The sequence below is a fragment of the Venatoribacter cucullus genome (assembly GCF_016132445.1).
Classification (GTDB): domain Bacteria; phylum Pseudomonadota; class Gammaproteobacteria; order Pseudomonadales; family Oceanobacteraceae; genus Venatoribacter; species Venatoribacter cucullus.
Genome location: NZ_CP046056.1, coordinates 1,564,201 through 1,583,100, shown reverse-complemented (window position 1 = coordinate 1,583,100; position 18,900 = coordinate 1,564,201). Strand labels below are relative to the sequence as shown.

At 53.0% G+C, this 18,900-nt stretch carries 11 protein-coding genes; 6 read left to right on the top strand and 5 right to left on the bottom strand.

The features are described from left to right. Positions 1–6 precede the first annotated feature (6 nt). A complete protein-coding gene (locus GJQ55_RS07475) occupies positions 7–795 on the top strand; it encodes a hydroxyacylglutathione hydrolase (protein ID WP_228344356.1) in 789 nt (262 codons plus the stop codon). A 63-nt stretch (positions 796–858) separates the two neighbouring features. Here the strand turns inward: GJQ55_RS07475 and GJQ55_RS13475 are convergent, their stop codons facing one another. Continuing rightward, a complete protein-coding gene (locus GJQ55_RS13475; protein ID WP_228344355.1) occupies positions 859–1,338 on the bottom strand; it encodes an HU family DNA-binding protein in 480 nt (159 codons plus the stop codon). A 351-nt stretch (positions 1,339–1,689) separates the two neighbouring features. Here GJQ55_RS13475 and aspS point away from each other — a divergent pair, with 351 nt between their 5' ends. Further along, positions 1,690–3,471: an aspartate--tRNA ligase gene (gene aspS, locus GJQ55_RS07465; protein WP_228344354.1), complete on the top strand. Its 1,782-nt coding sequence runs from the start codon at positions 1,690–1,692 to the stop codon at positions 3,469–3,471. A gap of 61 nt (positions 3,472–3,532) precedes the next feature. Here the strand turns inward: aspS and GJQ55_RS07460 are convergent, their stop codons facing one another. From GJQ55_RS07460 to acnA, 3 genes are all read right to left on the bottom strand, one after another. After that, on the bottom strand, positions 3,533–4,438 hold the full coding sequence (locus GJQ55_RS07460; RefSeq protein WP_228344353.1) for an acyltransferase: 906 nt from the start codon (positions 4,436–4,438) through the stop codon (positions 3,533–3,535). Positions 4,439–4,623: 185 nt separating this feature from the next. Next, a complete protein-coding gene (gene acnB, locus GJQ55_RS07455; RefSeq protein ID WP_228344352.1) occupies positions 4,624–7,227 on the bottom strand; it encodes a bifunctional aconitate hydratase 2/2-methylisocitrate dehydratase in 2,604 nt (867 codons plus the stop codon). A gap of 222 nt (positions 7,228–7,449) precedes the next feature. Continuing rightward, positions 7,450–10,167, bottom strand: coding sequence for an aconitate hydratase AcnA (gene acnA, locus GJQ55_RS07450; RefSeq protein ID WP_228344351.1), 2,718 nt, complete (start codon positions 10,165–10,167; stop codon positions 7,450–7,452). Positions 10,168–10,452: 285 nt separating this feature from the next. On the opposite strand from acnA, the gene GJQ55_RS07445 reads away from it, so the two are divergent. The 3 genes from GJQ55_RS07445 (at position 10,453) to GJQ55_RS07435 (ending at position 13,125) form a co-directional block, all read left to right on the top strand. After that, positions 10,453–11,184: a DnaA ATPase domain-containing protein gene (locus tag GJQ55_RS07445; protein ID WP_228344350.1), complete on the top strand. Its 732-nt coding sequence runs from the start codon at positions 10,453–10,455 to the stop codon at positions 11,182–11,184. Between the two features lie 138 nt (positions 11,185–11,322). Then, positions 11,323–11,877 (top strand): hypothetical protein, encoded by a 555-nt coding sequence (locus GJQ55_RS07440; protein ID WP_228344349.1) that lies wholly within the window; start codon positions 11,323–11,325, stop codon positions 11,875–11,877. 600 nt (positions 11,878–12,477) lie between these two features. Then, positions 12,478–13,125, top strand: coding sequence for a hypothetical protein (locus GJQ55_RS07435; RefSeq protein WP_228344348.1), 648 nt, complete (start codon positions 12,478–12,480; stop codon positions 13,123–13,125). A 371-nt stretch (positions 13,126–13,496) separates the two neighbouring features. On the opposite strand, the gene GJQ55_RS07430 is transcribed toward GJQ55_RS07435, so the two are convergent. Then, the gene (locus GJQ55_RS07430) at positions 13,497–16,289 is read right to left on the bottom strand and encodes a bifunctional aconitate hydratase 2/2-methylisocitrate dehydratase (protein ID WP_228344347.1); all 2,793 of its coding nucleotides are present in this window, start codon (positions 16,287–16,289) and stop codon (positions 13,497–13,499) included. A 476-nt stretch (positions 16,290–16,765) separates the two neighbouring features. On the opposite strand from GJQ55_RS07430, the gene GJQ55_RS07425 reads away from it, so the two are divergent. Further along, positions 16,766–18,898, top strand: a complete 2,133-nt coding sequence (locus tag GJQ55_RS07425; protein ID WP_228344346.1) for a molybdopterin oxidoreductase family protein — start codon at positions 16,766–16,768, stop codon at positions 18,896–18,898. The last annotated feature ends 2 nt before the right edge of the window (positions 18,899–18,900 follow it).

Below are 18,900 nucleotides of genomic sequence, written 5' to 3'. Positions count from 1 at the left end.
ACTTTTATGCAGATTATTCGCCGCTATATGCATAACCCGTTGCGTAATTTTAATTACCTGATCGGCTGTGAAGAATCCGGCCAGGCCATTGCGCTGGACCCGTTCGATGCCGACATTATGCAGGCTATGGCCGTTGAACAGGGCTGGGTGATCCGGTTGATTATTAATACCCATGAGCACCACGACCATGTGCAAGGTAACCTGGCACTGCAGGCCTTAACCAACGCCCCGGTGTGGGCGCATGAGAATGCCCGGGTGCCGGGGCAGTCACACGGCATTAAAGCCGGTGATGAGATTAATCTGGGCAGCATTCAGCTGCGTGCCCTGCATACCCCCGGCCATACTCCGGTGCATCTGTGTTTGCTGGCGCCGGCCTCGGCACAGCAGGAGGTGCCGGTATTATTTTCCGGCGATACGCTGTTTAACGCCTGCGCCGGTAACTGTAAAAATGGCGGCAACGTGGATGATATGTACGACAGCTTTGTGTCGCAGCTGCTGCCATTGCCGGATGCTACCTTGCTGTATCCGGGCCATGATTATATGAAAACCAATCTGGCCTTTGCGCTCGACCGCGAGCCGGGTAATGCCATGGCTTCTTACTGGGCTGATCAGGTGCAGGCGCTGGAGCCGGATGCTATGCCGGTGATGACGCTGGGGCAGGAACGTGAATACAACCCGTTTTTACGGCTGCATGAGCGCCGTATCCGCGAACAGTTATTACAGAAATTTCCGCAGCTGGGGCAGGGCGACCGCGATGTATTCCGGGCGTTACGACAGTTGCGCGACCACTGGTAAGATTCCGGTACAGAGACAAAAACGGCCTGCAATGCAGGCCGTTTTTTATGGCAGCGATGCCGATTACATCGCCATGTCTTTCAGTTTTTTCAGCGGCAGCACTTTCACTTTGGTGCTGGCCGGCTTGGCCGCTACGTCCATAGTTTCACCCGGACGGAAGGGGTTGGGTACGCCTTTGCGGGCTTTCTGCGCCGGTTTTTTCACGGTTTTGATTTTCAGCAGACCGGGCAGGGTGAACTCACCGACGCCGCGCTTCTTAATGTGGCGTTCAATAATGGACGACAGCTCATCCATGACGGCATTCACATCTTTACGGGTCAGGCCGGTCACTTCGGCAATTTCTGCAACCATCTGAGTTTTGCTGTATTTGGTGGCGATGGCGGTGGTTTTGCTGGCCGGGGTTTTTACCGCCGCGGCTTTCGCTGCGGGAGCTTTACGGGCTGCTGCCGGTTTGGCTGCAGTGGTCTTGGCAGCCGGAGCCTTGCGGGCAGCCGGGGCTTTGGTGGCAGTGGCTTTGGCAGCCGGTTTCTTAGGTGCAGCCATGATGTAATCCTTATGATTGTTGTTTCCGCGGGCGGATTTTCCGGCGCCTGACAAGCCTGATTATAACGCCTGTGACGCTGGTTACGTTCCTGATTCTTATGCAAATAAAAGCCAGCGGCAAGCGTTTTACCCGGGTTTTTAAGGGTTTTTCTGCGTCAGAATGTGAGCCGTATCAAGCTCTGGCGGTTTTGTCTGCTGCGCACTGGTAAGGTGCCGGTGTTTTTACGACGATTTTGCCGCAGGCGCTGTCAGGGCAAAGGATATCCGGTATACTCTCCCGCCATTATTTATGCTCAGCCGCCAGCCGGCCCGATGCACCATTCATTGACGATTCAGATGCAGGACCAAGCGATGCGCACACATTACTGTGGTGATATCAACGAAACCTTGATCGACCAAACCGTAACTTTCTCTGGCTGGGTGCACCGTCGCCGCGATCACGGTGGTGTGATCTTCCTGGATGTGCGTGACCGTGAGGGCATGGTGCAGGTAGTGTTCGATCCGGATACCCCGGAAGCGTTCGCCACCGCCGACAGCGTGCGTTCTGAATACGTGGTACAGATTACCGGTCGTGTGCGTGGCCGTCCGGCCGGCACCACTAACGCCAATATGAAAACCGGCATGATCGAAGTGCTGGGTAAAGAAATCGGCATTCTGAACAAGGCCGCCACACCGCCGTTCCCGCTGGATGGGTACACCGATGTGGGCGAAGACGTGCGTCTGAAATACCGCTTTATGGATCTGCGTCGTCCGGAAATGCAGGAAAAGTTGCGCTTCCGTTCCAAGGTAACGTCCCATGTGCGTCGTTACCTGGAAGCCAACGGTTTCTGGGATTTTGAAACCCCGATCCTGACCCGCGCCACCCCGGAAGGTGCGCGTGATTATCTGGTACCGAGCCGTACCCACGAAGGTTCTTTCTTCGCGCTGCCGCAGTCACCGCAGCTGTTCAAGCAGCTGCTGATGGTATCAGGCTTTGACCGTTACTATCAGATCGCCAAATGCTTCCGTGACGAAGACCTGCGCGCTGACCGTCAGCCGGAATTTACCCAGATCGATATCGAAGCGTCTTTTATTAATGAAGACGACATCATGGGTATCGCCCAGGGCATGATTAAAGAAATTTTCCAGCAGGAACTGAACGTCGATCTGGGCGATTTCCCGCGTATGCCGTATGCCGAAGCTATGAACCGTTACGGTTCAGACAAGCCGGATATGCGTATTCCGATGGAAATTATCGACGTTGCCGAATTCCTGCAGGACATCGACTTCAAAGTATTCTCCGGCCCGGCCAAAGATCCGAAGTGCCGCGTGGCTGCATTAAAAGTACCGGGCGGTGCTGAACTGTCCCGTAAGCAGATCGACGAATACACCCACTTTGTTTCCATTTACGGTGCCAAAGGTCTGGCCTGGATCAAAGTCAACGAGCTGGAAAAAGGCGTGGAAGGCCTGCAGTCGCCGATTATTAAGTTCATCGGCGATGACAACACCATGAAGATCATGGAAAAACTGGGTGCGAAGAATGGCGATATCGTGTTCTTCGGTGCCGACAAAACCAAGATCGTCTGCGATGCCCTGGGCGCACTGCGCTGCAAAGTAGCCGCCGATCTGAACATGTACACCAGCGAGTGGGCCGCGTTGTGGGTGGTGGATTTCCCGATGTTCGAAGAGAACGACGATGGCAGCATCACCTCACTGCACCATCCGTTCACTGCGCCGATCGGTTCACCGGAAACCATGGCCAAAGATCCGCTGAACGCGCTGTCCCGTGCTTACGATATGGTTCTGAACGGTACTGAATTGGGCGGTGGCTCTATTCGTATCCACGATCAGGATATGCAGCAGGAAGTATTCCGTGCGCTGGGTATTTCGGAAGAAGAACAACGCGAAAAATTCGGCTTCCTGCTCGACGCGCTGAAGTTCGGTGCACCGCCGCACGGTGGTCTGGCTTTCGGTCTGGATCGTCTGATTATGCTGATGACCGGCGCTCAGTCTATCCGTGAAGTGATTGCCTTCCCGAAAACTCAGTCCGCAGCCTGTGTGATGACTCAGGCGCCGGGTGAGGTGAGCAATACCCAGCTGCGTGAATTGCACATTAAGCTGCGTGAAAAAGCCAAGCCGGCGGCTGCTGAGTAATAACAGCAGCGCATAAAAAACGGGAGCTTCGGCTCCCGTTTTTTATGCCTAAAACAATCAATTATTGGTCGCTGTTTAATTGCGTTAATAATTCGTCTTTTTCCTGCCACAGGCGTGTGACCCATTGCTGGATTTCCAGCCGCAGTTCGCCGTCGGTTTCGTAATCGCCCTGGCTGAAATGGGGCGGAATGGGGTGTTCGTCGATGCGCACCACACAGCGCTTAAAGGCTCCGCACATCATGCCCCAGAACGTGGGGATACCGTCCGGGTAATAAATGGTCACGTTGGTTAAGGCGCTGAATTTATCGCCCAGCGCCTGAATGGCAAAGGCCAGACCGCCGGCCTTGGGTTTCAGCAGGTATTTAAACGGCGATTGCTGGTCGCGGTGTTTGTATTCGGTAAAGCGGGTGCCTTCCAGAAAATTCATCACGCTGGTGGGCGTTTGCGAGAATTTTTCGCAGGCTTTACGGGTTTCTTCCAGGTCTTTGCCCGCTTGCTCCGGGTGTTTGGCCAGGTAGGCCTTAGAGTGGCGACGCATAAAGGGAAAATCGAGCGCCCACCAGGCCTGACCCACAATGGGAATATAGCCCAGTTCTTTTTTAATAAAGAATTTCAGCAGCGGCACTTTGCCCAGATAAATCTGGTACAGCACAAAAATATCCACCCAACTCTGGTGGTTGGCGTTGATTAAAAACCACTCCTGTTTACCGGTACGCTGTAAGCCCTGAATATCCCACTGCACTTTATAAACATGGTTCATCCACCACAGAATGCAGGCAACCCAGAGGCTGGCGATGGCGGTAATAACCGGATTGGCCAGAATCTGGGCCAGACGCGCCGGCAGAATAATCCGCAGAAAGATAAAGAAGAATAAAAACACCCCCAGAAACAGGGTATTCAGCAGCAGTGCTAAGGCGCTGACCATGCCCAGCAGCACAGAGCCTTGCCGGACCGCAGAGGTTTGCATAAGGGATTCCTGCAAGCGTTAAACCGGCGATATGGTAGTAAAAAGCCCGGAATCGGGCAATTTATCGGCTGATTTGGTTTCGGTATTTCTGTGTTTTTTGGTAACCGGATCGAAGGCGGGGAGAGGTTGCAGACATAAAAAACCCGGCCGGAGCCGGGTTTTTCAGCAATTCACCGTCCGGTTAATTACTTGTCTGTCGCGATCACCGCAGTCGCGGCTTTCTTAGTGTACTGATCCATCTTGTCGAAGTTCAGGTACTTGTAGATATCGGCAGACATGCTGTCCAGTTTGTTGGCGTATTCCATGTATTCTGCCGTGGTCGGCAGTTTACCCAGAATCGCACCCACTGCTGCCAGTTCCGCCGAGGTCAGGTACACGTTGGCACCATCGCCCAGACGGTTCGGGAAGTTACGGGTAGAAGTAGACAGTACGGTGGTGTTCGGAGCCACACGCGCCTGGTTACCCATGCACAGTGAACAGCCCGGCATTTCGGTGCGCACACCGGCAGTGCCGTAGATGTTGAAGTAGCCTTCTTCCATCAGCTGGGCTTCGTCCATCTTGGTCGGCGGCGACATCCAGAAACGGGTCTTCAGGGCGCCTTTGTTCTGGGCCAGCAGTTTACCCGCAGCGCGGAAGTGACCGATGTTGGTCATGCAGGAACCGATGAACACTTCGTCAACCTTGTCGCCTGCTACTTCAGACAGGAACTTGGCATCGTCCGGGTCGTTCGGGCAGCACACGATCGGCTCTTTGATGTCAGCCAGGTCGATTTCGATCACATGAGCGTATTCAGCGTCTTTGTCGGCACGCATCAGTTTCGGGTTCGCCAGCCAGGCTTCCATCGCTTTGGCACGACGCTCCAGAGTACGGGCATCGCCGTAGCCTTCTGCGATCATCCAGCGCAGCATGACGATGTTGGAGCGCAGGTACTCGGCAACGGATTCTTCTGACAGGTTGATGGTACAACCGGCGGCAGAACGCTCGGCAGAGGCATCAGACAGTTCGAATGCCTGTTCGACGGTCAGGTTTTCCAGGCCTTCAATTTCCAGGATACGACCCGAGAATTCGTTGACCTTGCCTTTCTTCTCAACGGTCAGAATGCCTTGCTTGATACCGTACAGCGGAATGGCGTGAACCAGATCGCGCAATGTGATACCCGGCTGCATTTTGCCTTTAAAACGAACCAGAACAGACTCCGGCATATCCAGCGGCATAACACCGGTCGCGGCCGCGAAGGCCACCAGACCAGAACCGGCCGGGAAAGAGATACCCAGCGGGAAACGGGTGTGCGAGTCACCACCGGTACCCACAGTATCCGGCAGCAGCATACGGTTCAGCCAGGAGTGGATGATGCCGTCGCCCGGACGCAGCGCAACACCACCACGGGTACGGATGAAGTCGGGCAGGGTGTGTTGCATTTCGACGTCAACCGGCTTCGGATACGCAGCGGTGTGACAGAACGACTGCATCACCAGATCGGCCGAGAAGCCCAGACAGGCCAGGTCTTTCAGCTCATCACGGGTCATCGGACCGGTGGTGTCCTGAGAACCAACGGTGGTCATTTTCGGTTCGCAGTAAGTGCCCGGACGAACGCCTTTGCCTTCCGGCAGGCCACAGGCCTTACCCACCATTTTCTGCGCCAGGGTGAAGCCTTTGGTGCCGGCTTCCGGATCTTGTGGCAGACGGAACGCGGTGGAGTGACCCAGACCCAGCGCTTCACGGGCTTTGTTGGTCAGACCACGACCGATGATCAGCGGAATACGGCCACCGGCCTGTACTTCGTCCAGAATCACGTCGGATTTGAACGCGAACTCGGAGATCACCTCACCGGCTTCGTTGAGGATTTTGCCTTCATAAGGACGGATTTCGATCACGTCGCCCATGTTCATCTTGTCGACCGGTGCTTCGAATACCAGAGCGCCGGCGTCTTCCATGGTATTGAAGAAGATCGGGGCGACTTTGGAACCGATACACACACCACCGCCGCGCTTGTTCGGTACGCCCGGGATGTCATCACCGAAGAACCACAGCACGGAGTTGGTAGCGGATTTACGGGAAGAACCGGTGCCGACGACGTCACCCACGAAGGCAACCGGCAGGCCTTTGGCTTTGATCGCTTCAATCTGCTTCATCGGGCCGGTCACGCCGTGCTCTTCGGGCGTCAGACCATCGCGGGTCATTTTGTATGCAGCGCGGGCGTGCAGCGGGATGTCCGGACGTGACCAGGCATCCGGAGCCGGAGACAGGTCGTCGGTGTTGGTTTCGCCGGTGACCTTGAACACGGTCATTTTGATGGAGTCGGCAACCTTGTTGCGCTTGGTGAACCACTCAGCGTTGGCCCAGGATTCCATCACCGCTTTGGCGTGCGCGTTGCCGGCAGCGGCTTTGTCTTTTACGTCGTTGAAGTTGTCGAACATCAGCAGTGTGTGCTTCAGCTCTTCAGCCGCCAGAGCGGCCAGGTCGGCATTGTCCAGCAGCTCAATCAGCGTGGTGATGTTGTAACCACCCTGCATCATGCCCAGCAGTTGTACCGCTTTCTGCTTGCTGACCAGGGGAGAGGAGGCTTCGCCTTTAACGATGGCGGTCAGGAAGCTGGCTTTAACATAAGCGGCTTCGTCCACGCCCGGCGGAATACGGTTTTCCAGCAGGTCAACCAGAGTGGCTTCTTCGCCAGCCGGTGGGTTTTTCAGCAGATCGACCAGAGCGGCAGTTTGTTCTGCGTTCAGCGGCTTGGGCGGAATACCCAGAGCAGCACGTTCGGCAACATGAGCACGGTAGGCTTCTAACACAGCGGTTTCCTCATCGTTAACAAGTAGACTCTTCACGGTCCGTTCATTTGTCGGGCCGAATTATAGCTTCGCCCCAAAATTCTAACACCAGTGCTGAGAGCAATACTCAGAGACAAAGGTCGACAATCTGTGGATCGCGGCGATACTGCATCACAGGGGTAAACATACGCCGCTTCTGCATAATTTCCAGTCGCCCTTGTCTTTTTATCAGGTGCGCCTTTCTTAACGGTTGGCCGCGATAATATCGCGCAATACCATTGGCAGAATGCCTTTGTGGCGGATCTGCTCAAGCTCCGATGACGTATCCACCCGCGACAGCAGCTTGTGCTGTTCCGATGATCCGTCTTTGCGCTTAATCGTCAGCGTCACTGAGCCGCGTGGCGCAAGGCGATCAATACCCGCCAGGTCAAAGGTTTCAGAGCCATCTAAGTTCAGAGAACCCAGCGTCACGCCTTCCGGCAGTTGCAGAGGCAATACGCCCATGCCCACCAGGTTGGACTTGTGAATACGCTCAAAGCTTTCAGCGATGATGGCTTTCACACCCAGCAGCGCCGGTCCTTTTGCCGCCCAGTCCCGTGATGAGCCAGTGCCATACAACTTGCCGCCGAATACCACGGTTGGCGTGCCTTCCTGCTGGTAGCGTGATGCCGCATCGTAAATCGACATTTTTTCCGCGTCGCCATTGGCGTTGTAGTAATTCGTCACCGCACCAGTGGTGCCCGGCAGCATCAGGTTGCGGGCTTTTACGTTGCCGAAAATACTGCGCAGCATCACATGGTGGTTACCACGACGCGCACCCAGCGAGGTCAGGTCGTTGGCATCGACACCGATCGACATCAGGTACTGGCCCGGTGCGGAATCCGGACGGATACGGCTTACCGGCGAAATGTGGTCGGTGGTGGTGTTGTCATCGCACATCACCAGCATGCGTGCGTTGCTGATGTTGTTGAGGGAATCCTTTGGTGTTTCCAGTGAGAAACCGTCAAAGAACGAGATTTCCTGAATGTAGCTGGATTCCTCGTCCCACTGATACACAGGGCCAGTCGGTGATTCCAGCTTCTGCCAGGTTTCCGGGCCAGCGAGTGAGTTTTCGTAGGTTGCGCGGAAGGCTTTCGGGTCCATGCACTCGTGCATGGTTTGGGTAATTTCCGCGTTGCTTGGCCAGATGTCTTTCAGGAACACATCATTGCCCTGAGCGTTTTTGCCCAGTGGCTCTTTGGTGACGTCGATATTCACGTTGCCGGCAATGGCCATCGCAACAACCAGCGGCGGCGACATCAGGAAGTTGGTATCAACATCCGGGTGAACACGGCCTTCGAAGTTACGGTTACCCGACAGCACGGACGACACAATAATGTCGTGGTCGCGCAACGCCGCTTCAATGCTCGGCGCCAGTGGGCCAGAGTTACCAACGCAGGTGGTACAGCCGTAGCCTGCGGTATTAAAGCCCAGCGCATCCAGATGCTGCTGCAAGCCGGCTTTGGTTAAGAAGTCGGTCGCTACCGGTGAGCCGGGAGCCATTGAGGTCTTAACGCCGTCCGGCACTTTCATGCCCAGTTGGTTGGCTTTTTTCGCCAGCAAACCAGCGGCAATTAACAGGCCCGGATTCGAGGTGTTGGTGCAGGCGGTAATCGCAGCAATTACGATGTCGCCGTCTTTTAAGGTGCGCTCAGGCAGTGACTGGAAGATACCGGCTTCGTCGGCCTTAACCGGCGTGACGGTGGCTACTTCAGGCACGCGAGAGCCTGCGGTAGCAGCCTTCTGGAATACCTTGCCGATATCGCCCAGCGGCAGACGGTCTTGTGGTCGTTTCGGCCCGGCAACGGATGGTTCAACGGTCGATAAATCGAGGTGCAGCAGGTCGGTGTAGCGCGGTAGTTTCTGGCCGGCTTTCCACGCCATGTTCTGCGCCTGGTAATACGCCAGTGGCAGGTCGCCATCGCGGCCGGTGGCTTTCATATAATCGGCGGCAATTTCATCAAACGGGAAGAAGCCCATGGTCGCGCCGTATTCCGGCGACATATTGGCGATAGTCGCACGGTCTGGCAGCGACAGATTCGCGCTGCCTTCGCCGACGTATTCCACGAATTTACCGACCACACCGCCCGGGTATTTGCGCAGCATTTCGGTGATGGTTAATACCAGATCGGTGGCGGTCACGCCTTCGCGCAGGGCGCCGGTCAGCTCCACACCAATTACCTCAGGTGCCAGCATTTCCATCGGCTGGCCCAGCATAGACGCACCAGCCTCAATACCGCCCACGCCCCAGCCAACAATACCCAGCGCGTTGGCCATGGGCGTGTGGCTGTCCATACCGATCAGGGTATCCGGAATCATAAGGTCGTCTTGTTCTAAATAACCTTGCGCCAGATATTCCAGGTTCACCTGATGCACGATGCCGGTTTGCGGCGGAATAATGCGGATGGTGTTAAACGCCTGCGCACCCCATTTCAGGAAGGCATAACGCTCTTTGTTGCGTGCCGCTTCCAGCTCGCTGTTAATGCGTAGCGACGCCGGGCTGCCGGTGTTGTCCATGGTGACCGTATGGTCGATCACCAGATCCGCACGCACCAGCGGCTCAATAATGGCCGGGTTCAGGCCCATGCGCTGTACCGCTGAACGCATCGCAGCAAAATCGACGATGGCGGGTGTACCACTCAGATCGTGCATGATCACCCGACCGGCAGTGAACGGAATCTCTACCGGCTCTTTACCCTGATGCTCAGGCCAGTTACCCAGCGCCTGCAGCTGCTCAACCGTGATGCCGTTTTTGCCGACATTACGCGCGATGCCTTCAAGGATAGGGCGCAGGGAAAACGGCAGTTCATCCAGATTAATGCCTAAGCGCTTTGCGGTGTCTGGCAGGCTGTGAAAACGATGAGACGTGCCTGGCAGAGTCTTGATTGAGCTGGATGGGTCGAAATGGGTGGCTGATGTCATGCTGGATTCCTGGTGAAAAAGGATGTGCCGAAGCGTATGAATTGTCGGCAATTTTAACGGCAGGAGGGGGTAAATCAAGGTTTATGACTGCCGCTTTAGTCGGATTGTATACAATCCTGCGCTTCTCGGGCGTAGGCAGATCATCACCGCCGTAGGGGAGGGTTACAGGGCCATACTCGCGATAAAAAAGTTGCGCCTGATCCAGAAGTTTAACCCCCATGTGTATGAATGCTGGTATGAGGTGTTGCAACCAGTAAGCGTTTCTCTCTGGCAATAAGGTATCCCATGAAAAAAATTAGGCTGCCGATAGGAAATCTATCAACCGTAGCAATCGGTAATCCACATGCAGTTCAGGCTATTGAAAAGTTAATCAATGCATTATCTGAAGATAATGTTCTTTGTATCTATGGTCCCTGTGGGGTTGGTAAAACACATCTAATAGAACTAACTAAAGTTGCGTTGCTCGAATCAGGAGTGTTAGAAAATGAAATCGTGCATATCGATGCAGAAGAATGGATTAGGAGGATGGTGGCAGCCCTTAAACGTAATCGTATGAGCGAATTCAAAGTGGAATTTGATGCTGCCAAGTATGTGATAATAGAAGATATTCAGTATTATTTTTATAAAAGCCGTTCTCAAGAAGAATTCCTTCAGTTCGTAAAGAGAGCTAAAAGGTTAAATATAAGTATTATTGTGACATCGAGCAGCAATCCACTTGAGCAATGTGATACTGCTGCTATTAATGAGCATCTAATTTCGAGGTTGTGTTCGGGTGTGCTTGTTCACTTGATGGGTCCAGTCGGTGATATAAAAAAGAAATTTATTGTTGGCTATGCAAAAGAACAATCATTGATGTTGAACGAGTTGACATTGAATTGTATATATTACAATACTAATGACAATTACTTTGAGCTGATGGGTGTTTTGAATACTATTAATTTTCACTACTCTATTGGGAGTGGCGTGGATATTACAATTTCAGATTTGAGAGTACTGTTTCCGGGTTGGTGTTTTTAGGAGTAGTGTAATTGATCAAGTATTGAATTCTGATAATGATGAGGCTTGATTGGTAATAGTGACAAGTAGAGGTGTGCAAGAATTGGTTGGTTTTGTTGCTTGTCATTAATTGGAAATCTTATTAAGGAAAGTATTTTAATGAATGATGGTAAATTGATTAAAAGGTTTTATTCACCTGATTCAGCAGTGGCGCAACTCATAGAAGATGCTGTACAGATATGGCCTCATGGTTATTGCGAGCATACCACATCATATCAATCAGAATCAGATGGATGCTGGTTTATTGAAATATCACCACAAAGAGATAGCGAAAGCACTAGATCGGTGATTGATGCGTATATGCATATTGGTTGTGGTTTTTCGTATGTCTGTATTGATGATCAAGATATTAAGTCATGGCTGAGTAATGGTAGTCAGTTTAGGGTGGTGACGATACAAGGTGGTCATAAAGAATTGGCTTTCAATTTATGGGGGGTATTGCAAAATACTATCAATACTTATAAGAGCCATGGGCTTTATGTGAAAGGCGTAATCTTAACGATAATGGGGAAAGAAATACCTCTTGATGAAATAGATCTTTACGTTTCCATAGTTCAAGGTTTTGAGGTGGATATAATTCCCAATACTTGCTTCTTTTTTGATGACCAAGAGCACGACACTTGGCTAAAGTTGCATTTGGCATTGCATTCTTAAGAGAAGCCTGGTTCGGCTGTTAGTGACGTTGACTTCTCATTTTTTAAAGAATAATTAGAGGGCAAGTCGGATTGTTATGATAGAAAATCCCCTTGAAAAATAGATGGTTATCAAACAAAAGAATGTGTTTGGAGTGCTAACCCTCATTGGGTTGAGCCTTGATATCAAATGAACGAGAAGTAACTCGCAGAACATTGATGAATGCGATACGTAAGTGTGGCGCTACCGAAGGTCTTGTGTTGAATGCAGGCGCGGTGTCGGATATAGGGGAAGTGAGCATCAGAAAGAGCTTTGAAATCAGTGTATCATTGGGGTGGGTGTATGTACTGACAATGCACATGTGGCATCATTCTTTCGTTCAATAAAAGTTAACCTGATTCGCAATGCGATATTTCATTCTGCAGAAGATTTGAAGTATGCTCTGGGGAGATGTGTCAACGATTACTGAAGCTGGAAACGGTTGAATTCGAGAGAGGATGCTGTTCTATAATAGGTACAAGTGGACAATGGCATGAAAATGAACGTGTCCGTTTTGTTGGGATAATATAACCATCACAAGCTCGCGCCTATTACGTGAGCGTTATGCAAAAAAGGAATGTTATGAGCATAAACAAAAAGTTAGAAGATCTATACTCTTCTTACCTTCCTAAGCTAACAAAGTTTGTTGAAAAGTTTTCCGGCGAGAATTTACACGGCCCATTACTGGTAAAAGTTGGTGGCTATACCCAAGAGCCCCTTAAATTAATGGTTGTAGGGCAAGAAACTTATGGATGGGAGCAGTCGTTATCTATCACTGATCAGTTTAATACCTATGAAGACTTTAACTTCGGTTCTGAGTATAAAAGTACACCATTCTGGAACATCATTCGAAAAGTGGAAGTCGCGCTTGGTGTTACGCCATACTCAATTGCTTGGTCAAACCTAAATCGTTTTGATCAAAATGTTGGTGCTCCTGTTGGAGAAGTTCTCAATCAAGTTGCCGAGTTTGATGATATTCTCAGAGATGAGATCGATATACTAAATCCCGATGTATGTATTCTCTTTACTAATCATAAGTATGATAGTCGGCTTAGTAAAATGTATGAGGGGCTAGTTTTTGAGGATGTAGACGGTTTACCAGAAAAGCACTTTGCAAGGTTGATTCACTCTCGACTACCAACGGTAACTATTCGTGCTCCGCACCCAAAAACAATACGAATGAAATCTTGGGAAGAATGCTTTCTTAACTATATTCAAAGTATTGCATAACAAATAATTCATGTTTGCGGCTCAGGATTCTTTGCTGGATGAGCAGGTAGTGGCTCTTCTAACAGCTGATCTAAAAAAACCGGCCCTCTTGCGAGTGCCGGTTTTTTTATTCGATCGCGTTTTGTTTTCAGTAGAAGCCGATCCGTTCAGTGAGCTGCATAAGCCGGTTTAAAACCTGCCTAAATCCGCTCTTCGTCATTGATCTTTTGTGCGTCTGAACACGTTCTTTGCAGAACCTCAAAACCCAATCATTCGTTCTGAGCTCAGCCCGCTGCCTGAACTCGAAGGTCAGGGCAGTGGGCTAATCGCCTCAAAAGCCGCCGCTCTTGGACATCCTTGTCCTTCGCGGCATTAGTACATCCTGTACGTCATTAAATAGCTTTCAGAGGGATAGACGGACGAGCCAGGTCTGCAGACGGCGGAGCGAAAGAAGTCAGGTTGATACCGTCAACGGCTGCTTTGTACTCTTCCAGAGTCGGGAAACGACCCAGAATAGTAGACAGAACAACCATTGGGGTAGAACCCAGCAGAGACTCACCTTTCTTCTCGGCGCTGTCTTCTACTACACGGCCCTGGAACAGACGGGTAGAGGTGGCCAGAACGGTGTCACCGGCTTCGGCTTTTTCCTGGTTACCCATGCACAAGTTACAGCCAGGACGCTCCAGGTACAGTTGGTTTTCGTACTTGGTGCGGGCTTTCTCTTTCGGATTGTTGTCATCGAAGATGAAGCCAGCGTATTTCGCCAGAACGTCCCAATCGCCTTCGGCTTTCAGCTCGTCAACGATGTTGTACGTCGGTGGTGCAACAACCAGCGGCGCTTTGAAGGTGATAGGACCGTTCTTTTCCAGGTTACGCAGCATGGCAGCGATGATCTGCATGTCGCCTTTGTGAACCATACAAGAACCAACGAAGCCCAGATCCACTTTACGGCCATTGTAGTAAGAAGCCGGACGGATCACGTCGTGGGTGTAACGCTTGGATACGTCTTCGTTGTTTACGTCCGGGTCGGCAATCATCGGTTCGTCGATGACGTCCAGGTCTACCACAACTTCGGCGTAGTACTTGGCGTTGTCGTCCGGAGCCAGGGCTGGTTCTTCACCAGACTGGATACCAGCAATACGCTTGTCAGCCAGGGCGATCAGGCCTTTCAGCATGCCGGCTTCGTTGTCCATGCCTTTGTTGATCATGATCTGGATACGGGACTTGGCCAGTTCCAGAGACTTGATCAGGGTGTCATCGGTAGAAATACAGATAGAAGCTTTCGCTTTCATTTCTGCAGTCCAGTCGGTGAAGGTGAAGGCCTGGTCAGCCAGCAGGGTGCCGATCTGTACTTCGATGACACGGCCCTGGAATACGTTTTCGCCGTTGAACTGCTTCAGCATCTGCGCCTGAGTGGCGTGTACGATGTCACGGAAGTCCATGTGCGGCTTCATCTTGCCTTTGAAGGTTACCTTCACAGACTCAGGGATCGGCATAGCCGCTTCACCAGTGGCCAGGGCGATAGCAACGGTACCGGAGTCAGCACCGAACGCCACACCTTTGGACATACGGGTGTGAGAGTCACCACCGATGATGATCGCGCGGTCGTCCACAGTAATGTCGTTCAGTACTTTGTGGATTACGTCGGTCATGGAGTGGTAAACGCCTTTCGGGTCACGGGCAGTGATTACACCGAATGCGTTCATGAAGGCCATCAGCTTAGGCGTGTTGGCCTTGGCTTTGTTGTCCCATACAGAGGCAGTGTGACAGCCAGACTGGAACGCACCATCCACGCTTGGAGAGATGGTCGCAGCGGCCATGGATTCCAGTTCCTGACAGGTCATCGGACCAGTGGTGTCCTGAGAACCTACGATGTTCACTTTAACGCGAACGTCAGAACCGGCGTGCAGAGGAGTCTTGGACTTAACGCCTACGGCGTTACGGTTGAAGATCTTCTCAACAGCAGTCAGGCCCTGGCCTTCGTGAGAGATTTCTTTAGAAGAGGCGTAAACAACCGGAGCTTCGATGCCCAGAGTTTCAGCGGCGAAGGTCTGGATTTTCTTACCGAAAGTTACGGCGTAAGAACCACCGGCTTTCATGAATTCCACTTTTTGTGGAGTGAAAGCAGAGGCTACGTCAACCAGCACGTTGCCTTGGCTGTCGAGCAGCTTCTTGGCTTTGGTGTCGATGGTCAGAACGGTGCCGGTCTTAACAGAGTACTTTTCTTCCAGTACTGCGTCGCCATTGGCGTCACGGACGATGTTGCCGTTTTCGTCTTTTTTCTGTACCCAGTTTTTCAGGTCCAGACCGATACCGCCGGTTACACCTACGGTGGTCAGGAAGATTGGGGCGATACCGTTGGTACCAGCAACCACCGGACGGTTGTTAACGAACGGGATGTACGGGGAGGTTTTTTCACCGGCCCACAGTGCCACGTTGTTCACACCGGACATACGGGAAGAACCCACGCCCATGGTGCCTTTTTCAGCGATCAGCATCACTTTGGCGTCTGGGTTGTCTTCACCCATTTTTTTGATTTCTTGCTGAGCGGCAGGAGAAATCATGCACAGGCCGTGCAGTTCACGGTCAGCACGGGAGTGAGACTGGTTGCCCGGAGACAGCAGGTCGGTAGAGATATCACCTTCAGCAGCAACGTAGGTGATAACTTTAATTTTTTCTGGGATGTCGGCCAGCTTGGTGAAGAACTCTGCTTTGGCGTAGCTTTCCAGAATGCCTTTAGCAATGGCGTTGCCTGCTTTGTAAGCGTCAGCCAGACGGCTGGTGTCGGCTTCGTACAGGAATACCTGAGACTTCAGAACTTCGCCAGCGGCGGCGTTGTTGGCGTCGTCAGACAGCGCGATGTCCAGCAGGGCTTCAACAGAAGGGCCGCCTTTCATGTGCGACAGTTGTTCTAAGGCAAAGGCCGGAGAGATTTCAGCAACGGTTTCTGCACCGGTGACGATGTCTTTCAGGAACTTGGCTTTAACACCAGCGGCCGGGGTAGTACCTGGCAGGGTGTTGTAGATGAAGAAGTTCAGAGAGGCTTCGCGCTCTGCATTGCCGGTATCTTTGATCTGGGCAATGATTTCAGACAGCAGTTCTGCGCTGTCGATCGGCTTAGGGTGTAACCCCAGCTCGTTCTTACGAACCTCAATTTCTTTCAGGTATTCTGAATACAGACTCATTAGCGACCCTCTCAAAGCCTCAGTAGCAATGTTTGAGCACGTTAGTCAGCAACGAGGGATAGTGTTCGTTGTGGCTAAGTACCATTAAGAAAGAAGGGCAGTTGCCTGAATAGACGATCAGCCTCTGCAGGAAACTACCCCTCTATAATGACGCGGAGTATACCGGAATTATGGCGTCAGGCGCATTAGTCCCCCTGATGTGCGTTATTCATAGGAGTGATGATTATCAGGCCTGATATTTTTCCGGTTTATCAGCGCAGGCGGACGGCGGCAGTCATGGTTTTCAGGGGGCTTTCTGACGTCATCATAGGTACATCAGAGGGGTTAATGCGGCGCGCTGAACCTTGAGGCAATACTGTTTGTTCTGAGTTTTGTTGTCCTGAACTTTGGCACAACAGGCCTGTTCCGAGCCATTGAGCAACGGGTATAGTCGGGTAAAACAATAAGCCCGGTCTTATCCGGCCCAGGACAACCGCATGACCATTCAGACGCATAAACGTACCTGCAGCCTGTGTGAGGCTACCTGTGGCATCGAGATTGAGCTGAATCCCGCGACCGAAGAGATTCTGACCATTAAGGGTGATAAGCAGGACCCGTTCAGCCGTGGCTATATCTGCCCGAAGGCGACGGCCTTGCAGGATTTGCACAACGATCCCGACCGCTTGCGTAAGCCACTGAAGAAAACCGCCGACGGCTGGCAGGAAATCAGCTGGACGCAGGCTCTGAACGAGGCAGCTGCAGGTTTGCGCCGGGTTCAGCACACTCACGGCCGTGACGCCGTCGGCACGTATCTGGGCAACCCGAACGTACACAACTACGGCAATCTGTTATTCGGGCCGCCGCTGCTGCGCTTGTTGGGTACCCGCAATAAGTTTTCCGCGACCTCGGTCGATCAGCTGCCGCACCACATGACCAGCTACTACCTGTTCGGGCATCAGTTGCAGATTCCGATCCCGGATATCGATCGCACCGACTTTCTGATCATTCTGGGCGGCAACCCGCTGGCCTCTAACGGCAGTCTGATGACGGCGCCCGATATCAAAAACCGCCTGAAAGCCATCAGCGCCCGTGGCGGAAAGATTCTGCTGATTGACCCCCGGCGCAGCGAAACCGCGGCGGTGGCGGGCGAGCATTGGTTTATCCGCCCGGGGCAGGATGTTCTGTTGTTGCTGTCGTTGCTGCATGTCTTTACCCATGAACTGTCTGCCCAGCTGCCGTCGTTACCGGATTACATCGACAGCGCCGATCTGGCGTCCCTGAGCGCGGCCTATGCTCCGGAAAGTACCGCGGCCCGCACCGGTATTCAGCCGGCGCAGGTACGGGAGCTGGCGGCGCAGTGGCTGGCGGCTCAGTCGGCGGTTTGCTACGGCCGTATGGGCGTGTCGGTGCAGCAGTACGGTGGCCTGTGTCAGTGGCTGATTCAGGTGCTGAACATCATCACCGGTAATTTTGATCGTGCGGGCGGTGCCATGTTTACCCGTCCGGCGGTGGATATTGTGGCGGTAACGGCGGCCCAGGGCGGACGCGGCCATTACGACCGTTACCGCAGCCGTGTGCGCGGCTTGCCCGAGTTTGGCGGTGAGCTGCCGGTGGCGGCGCTGGCGGAAGAAATTCTGACGCCAGGCAACGGGCAGATCCGCGCCATGCTGACTGTGGCCGGCAATCCGCTGTTGTCGACGCCCAACAGTGATCAGCTGGAGCGGGCATTCGGTTCGCTGGAATTTATGGTGTCGATCGACAGTTATCTGAATGAGACGACCCGCCATGCGGATTTGATTCTGCCGCCGGCCAGCCCGCTGGAGCGCGATCACTACGACATTATTTTCAATGCGCTGGCGGTGCGTAACGTCGCTAAATACTCGCCGCCGTTATTCCGCAAACCGTCCGGCAGTTATCACGACTGGGAGATTTTCCTGCAGTTGGCCAAACGCCTGCGCCGCGGTGGCTTACGGCAACGTCTGACCGATGGCTTGGTTCAGAACGTGATGGGCTGGCTGAAACCGCAGGGCATTCTGAACCGATTACTGAAATCCGGCCCCTACAAGCTGTCGCTGAAACAGCTGCAGCAGAACCCGCAGGGGCTGGATCTGGGGGAGTTGCAACCCTGTATGCCGCAGCGGTTGTTCACCCGCAATAAACGCCTGAATCTGACCCCGGATGTGTTTGTGCAGGCATTGCAGCAGGCCACAGAGGAATTGCAGCAACCGCTGGCAACCGGCGAATTGCTGCTGATTGGCCGCCGGCATATCCGCTCGAATAATTCCTGGCTGCACAACAGTCGCCGGCTGGTTAAAGGCCCGCAGCGTTGTACGCTGATGCTGAATCCGGTGGATGCGGAGCGGCTGGGCATTGCCGATGGGGGCGAAGTGCAGGTGCAGTCGCGGGTGGGGCGGCGCCGGGTGACGGCAGAAATTACTGACGAACTGATGCCGGGGGTTGTGAGTCTGCCGCATGGCTGGGGGCATGATGCACAGGGTATCCGCATGCAGGAAGCGCAGCGGGTTGCCGGTGTGAACTGTAACGCGCTGACGGATGATCAGCACATCGACCGCTTGACCGGTAATGCGGCGTTAAATGGCGTGCCGGTCCGTGTAGAAGCCATTGTCTGACG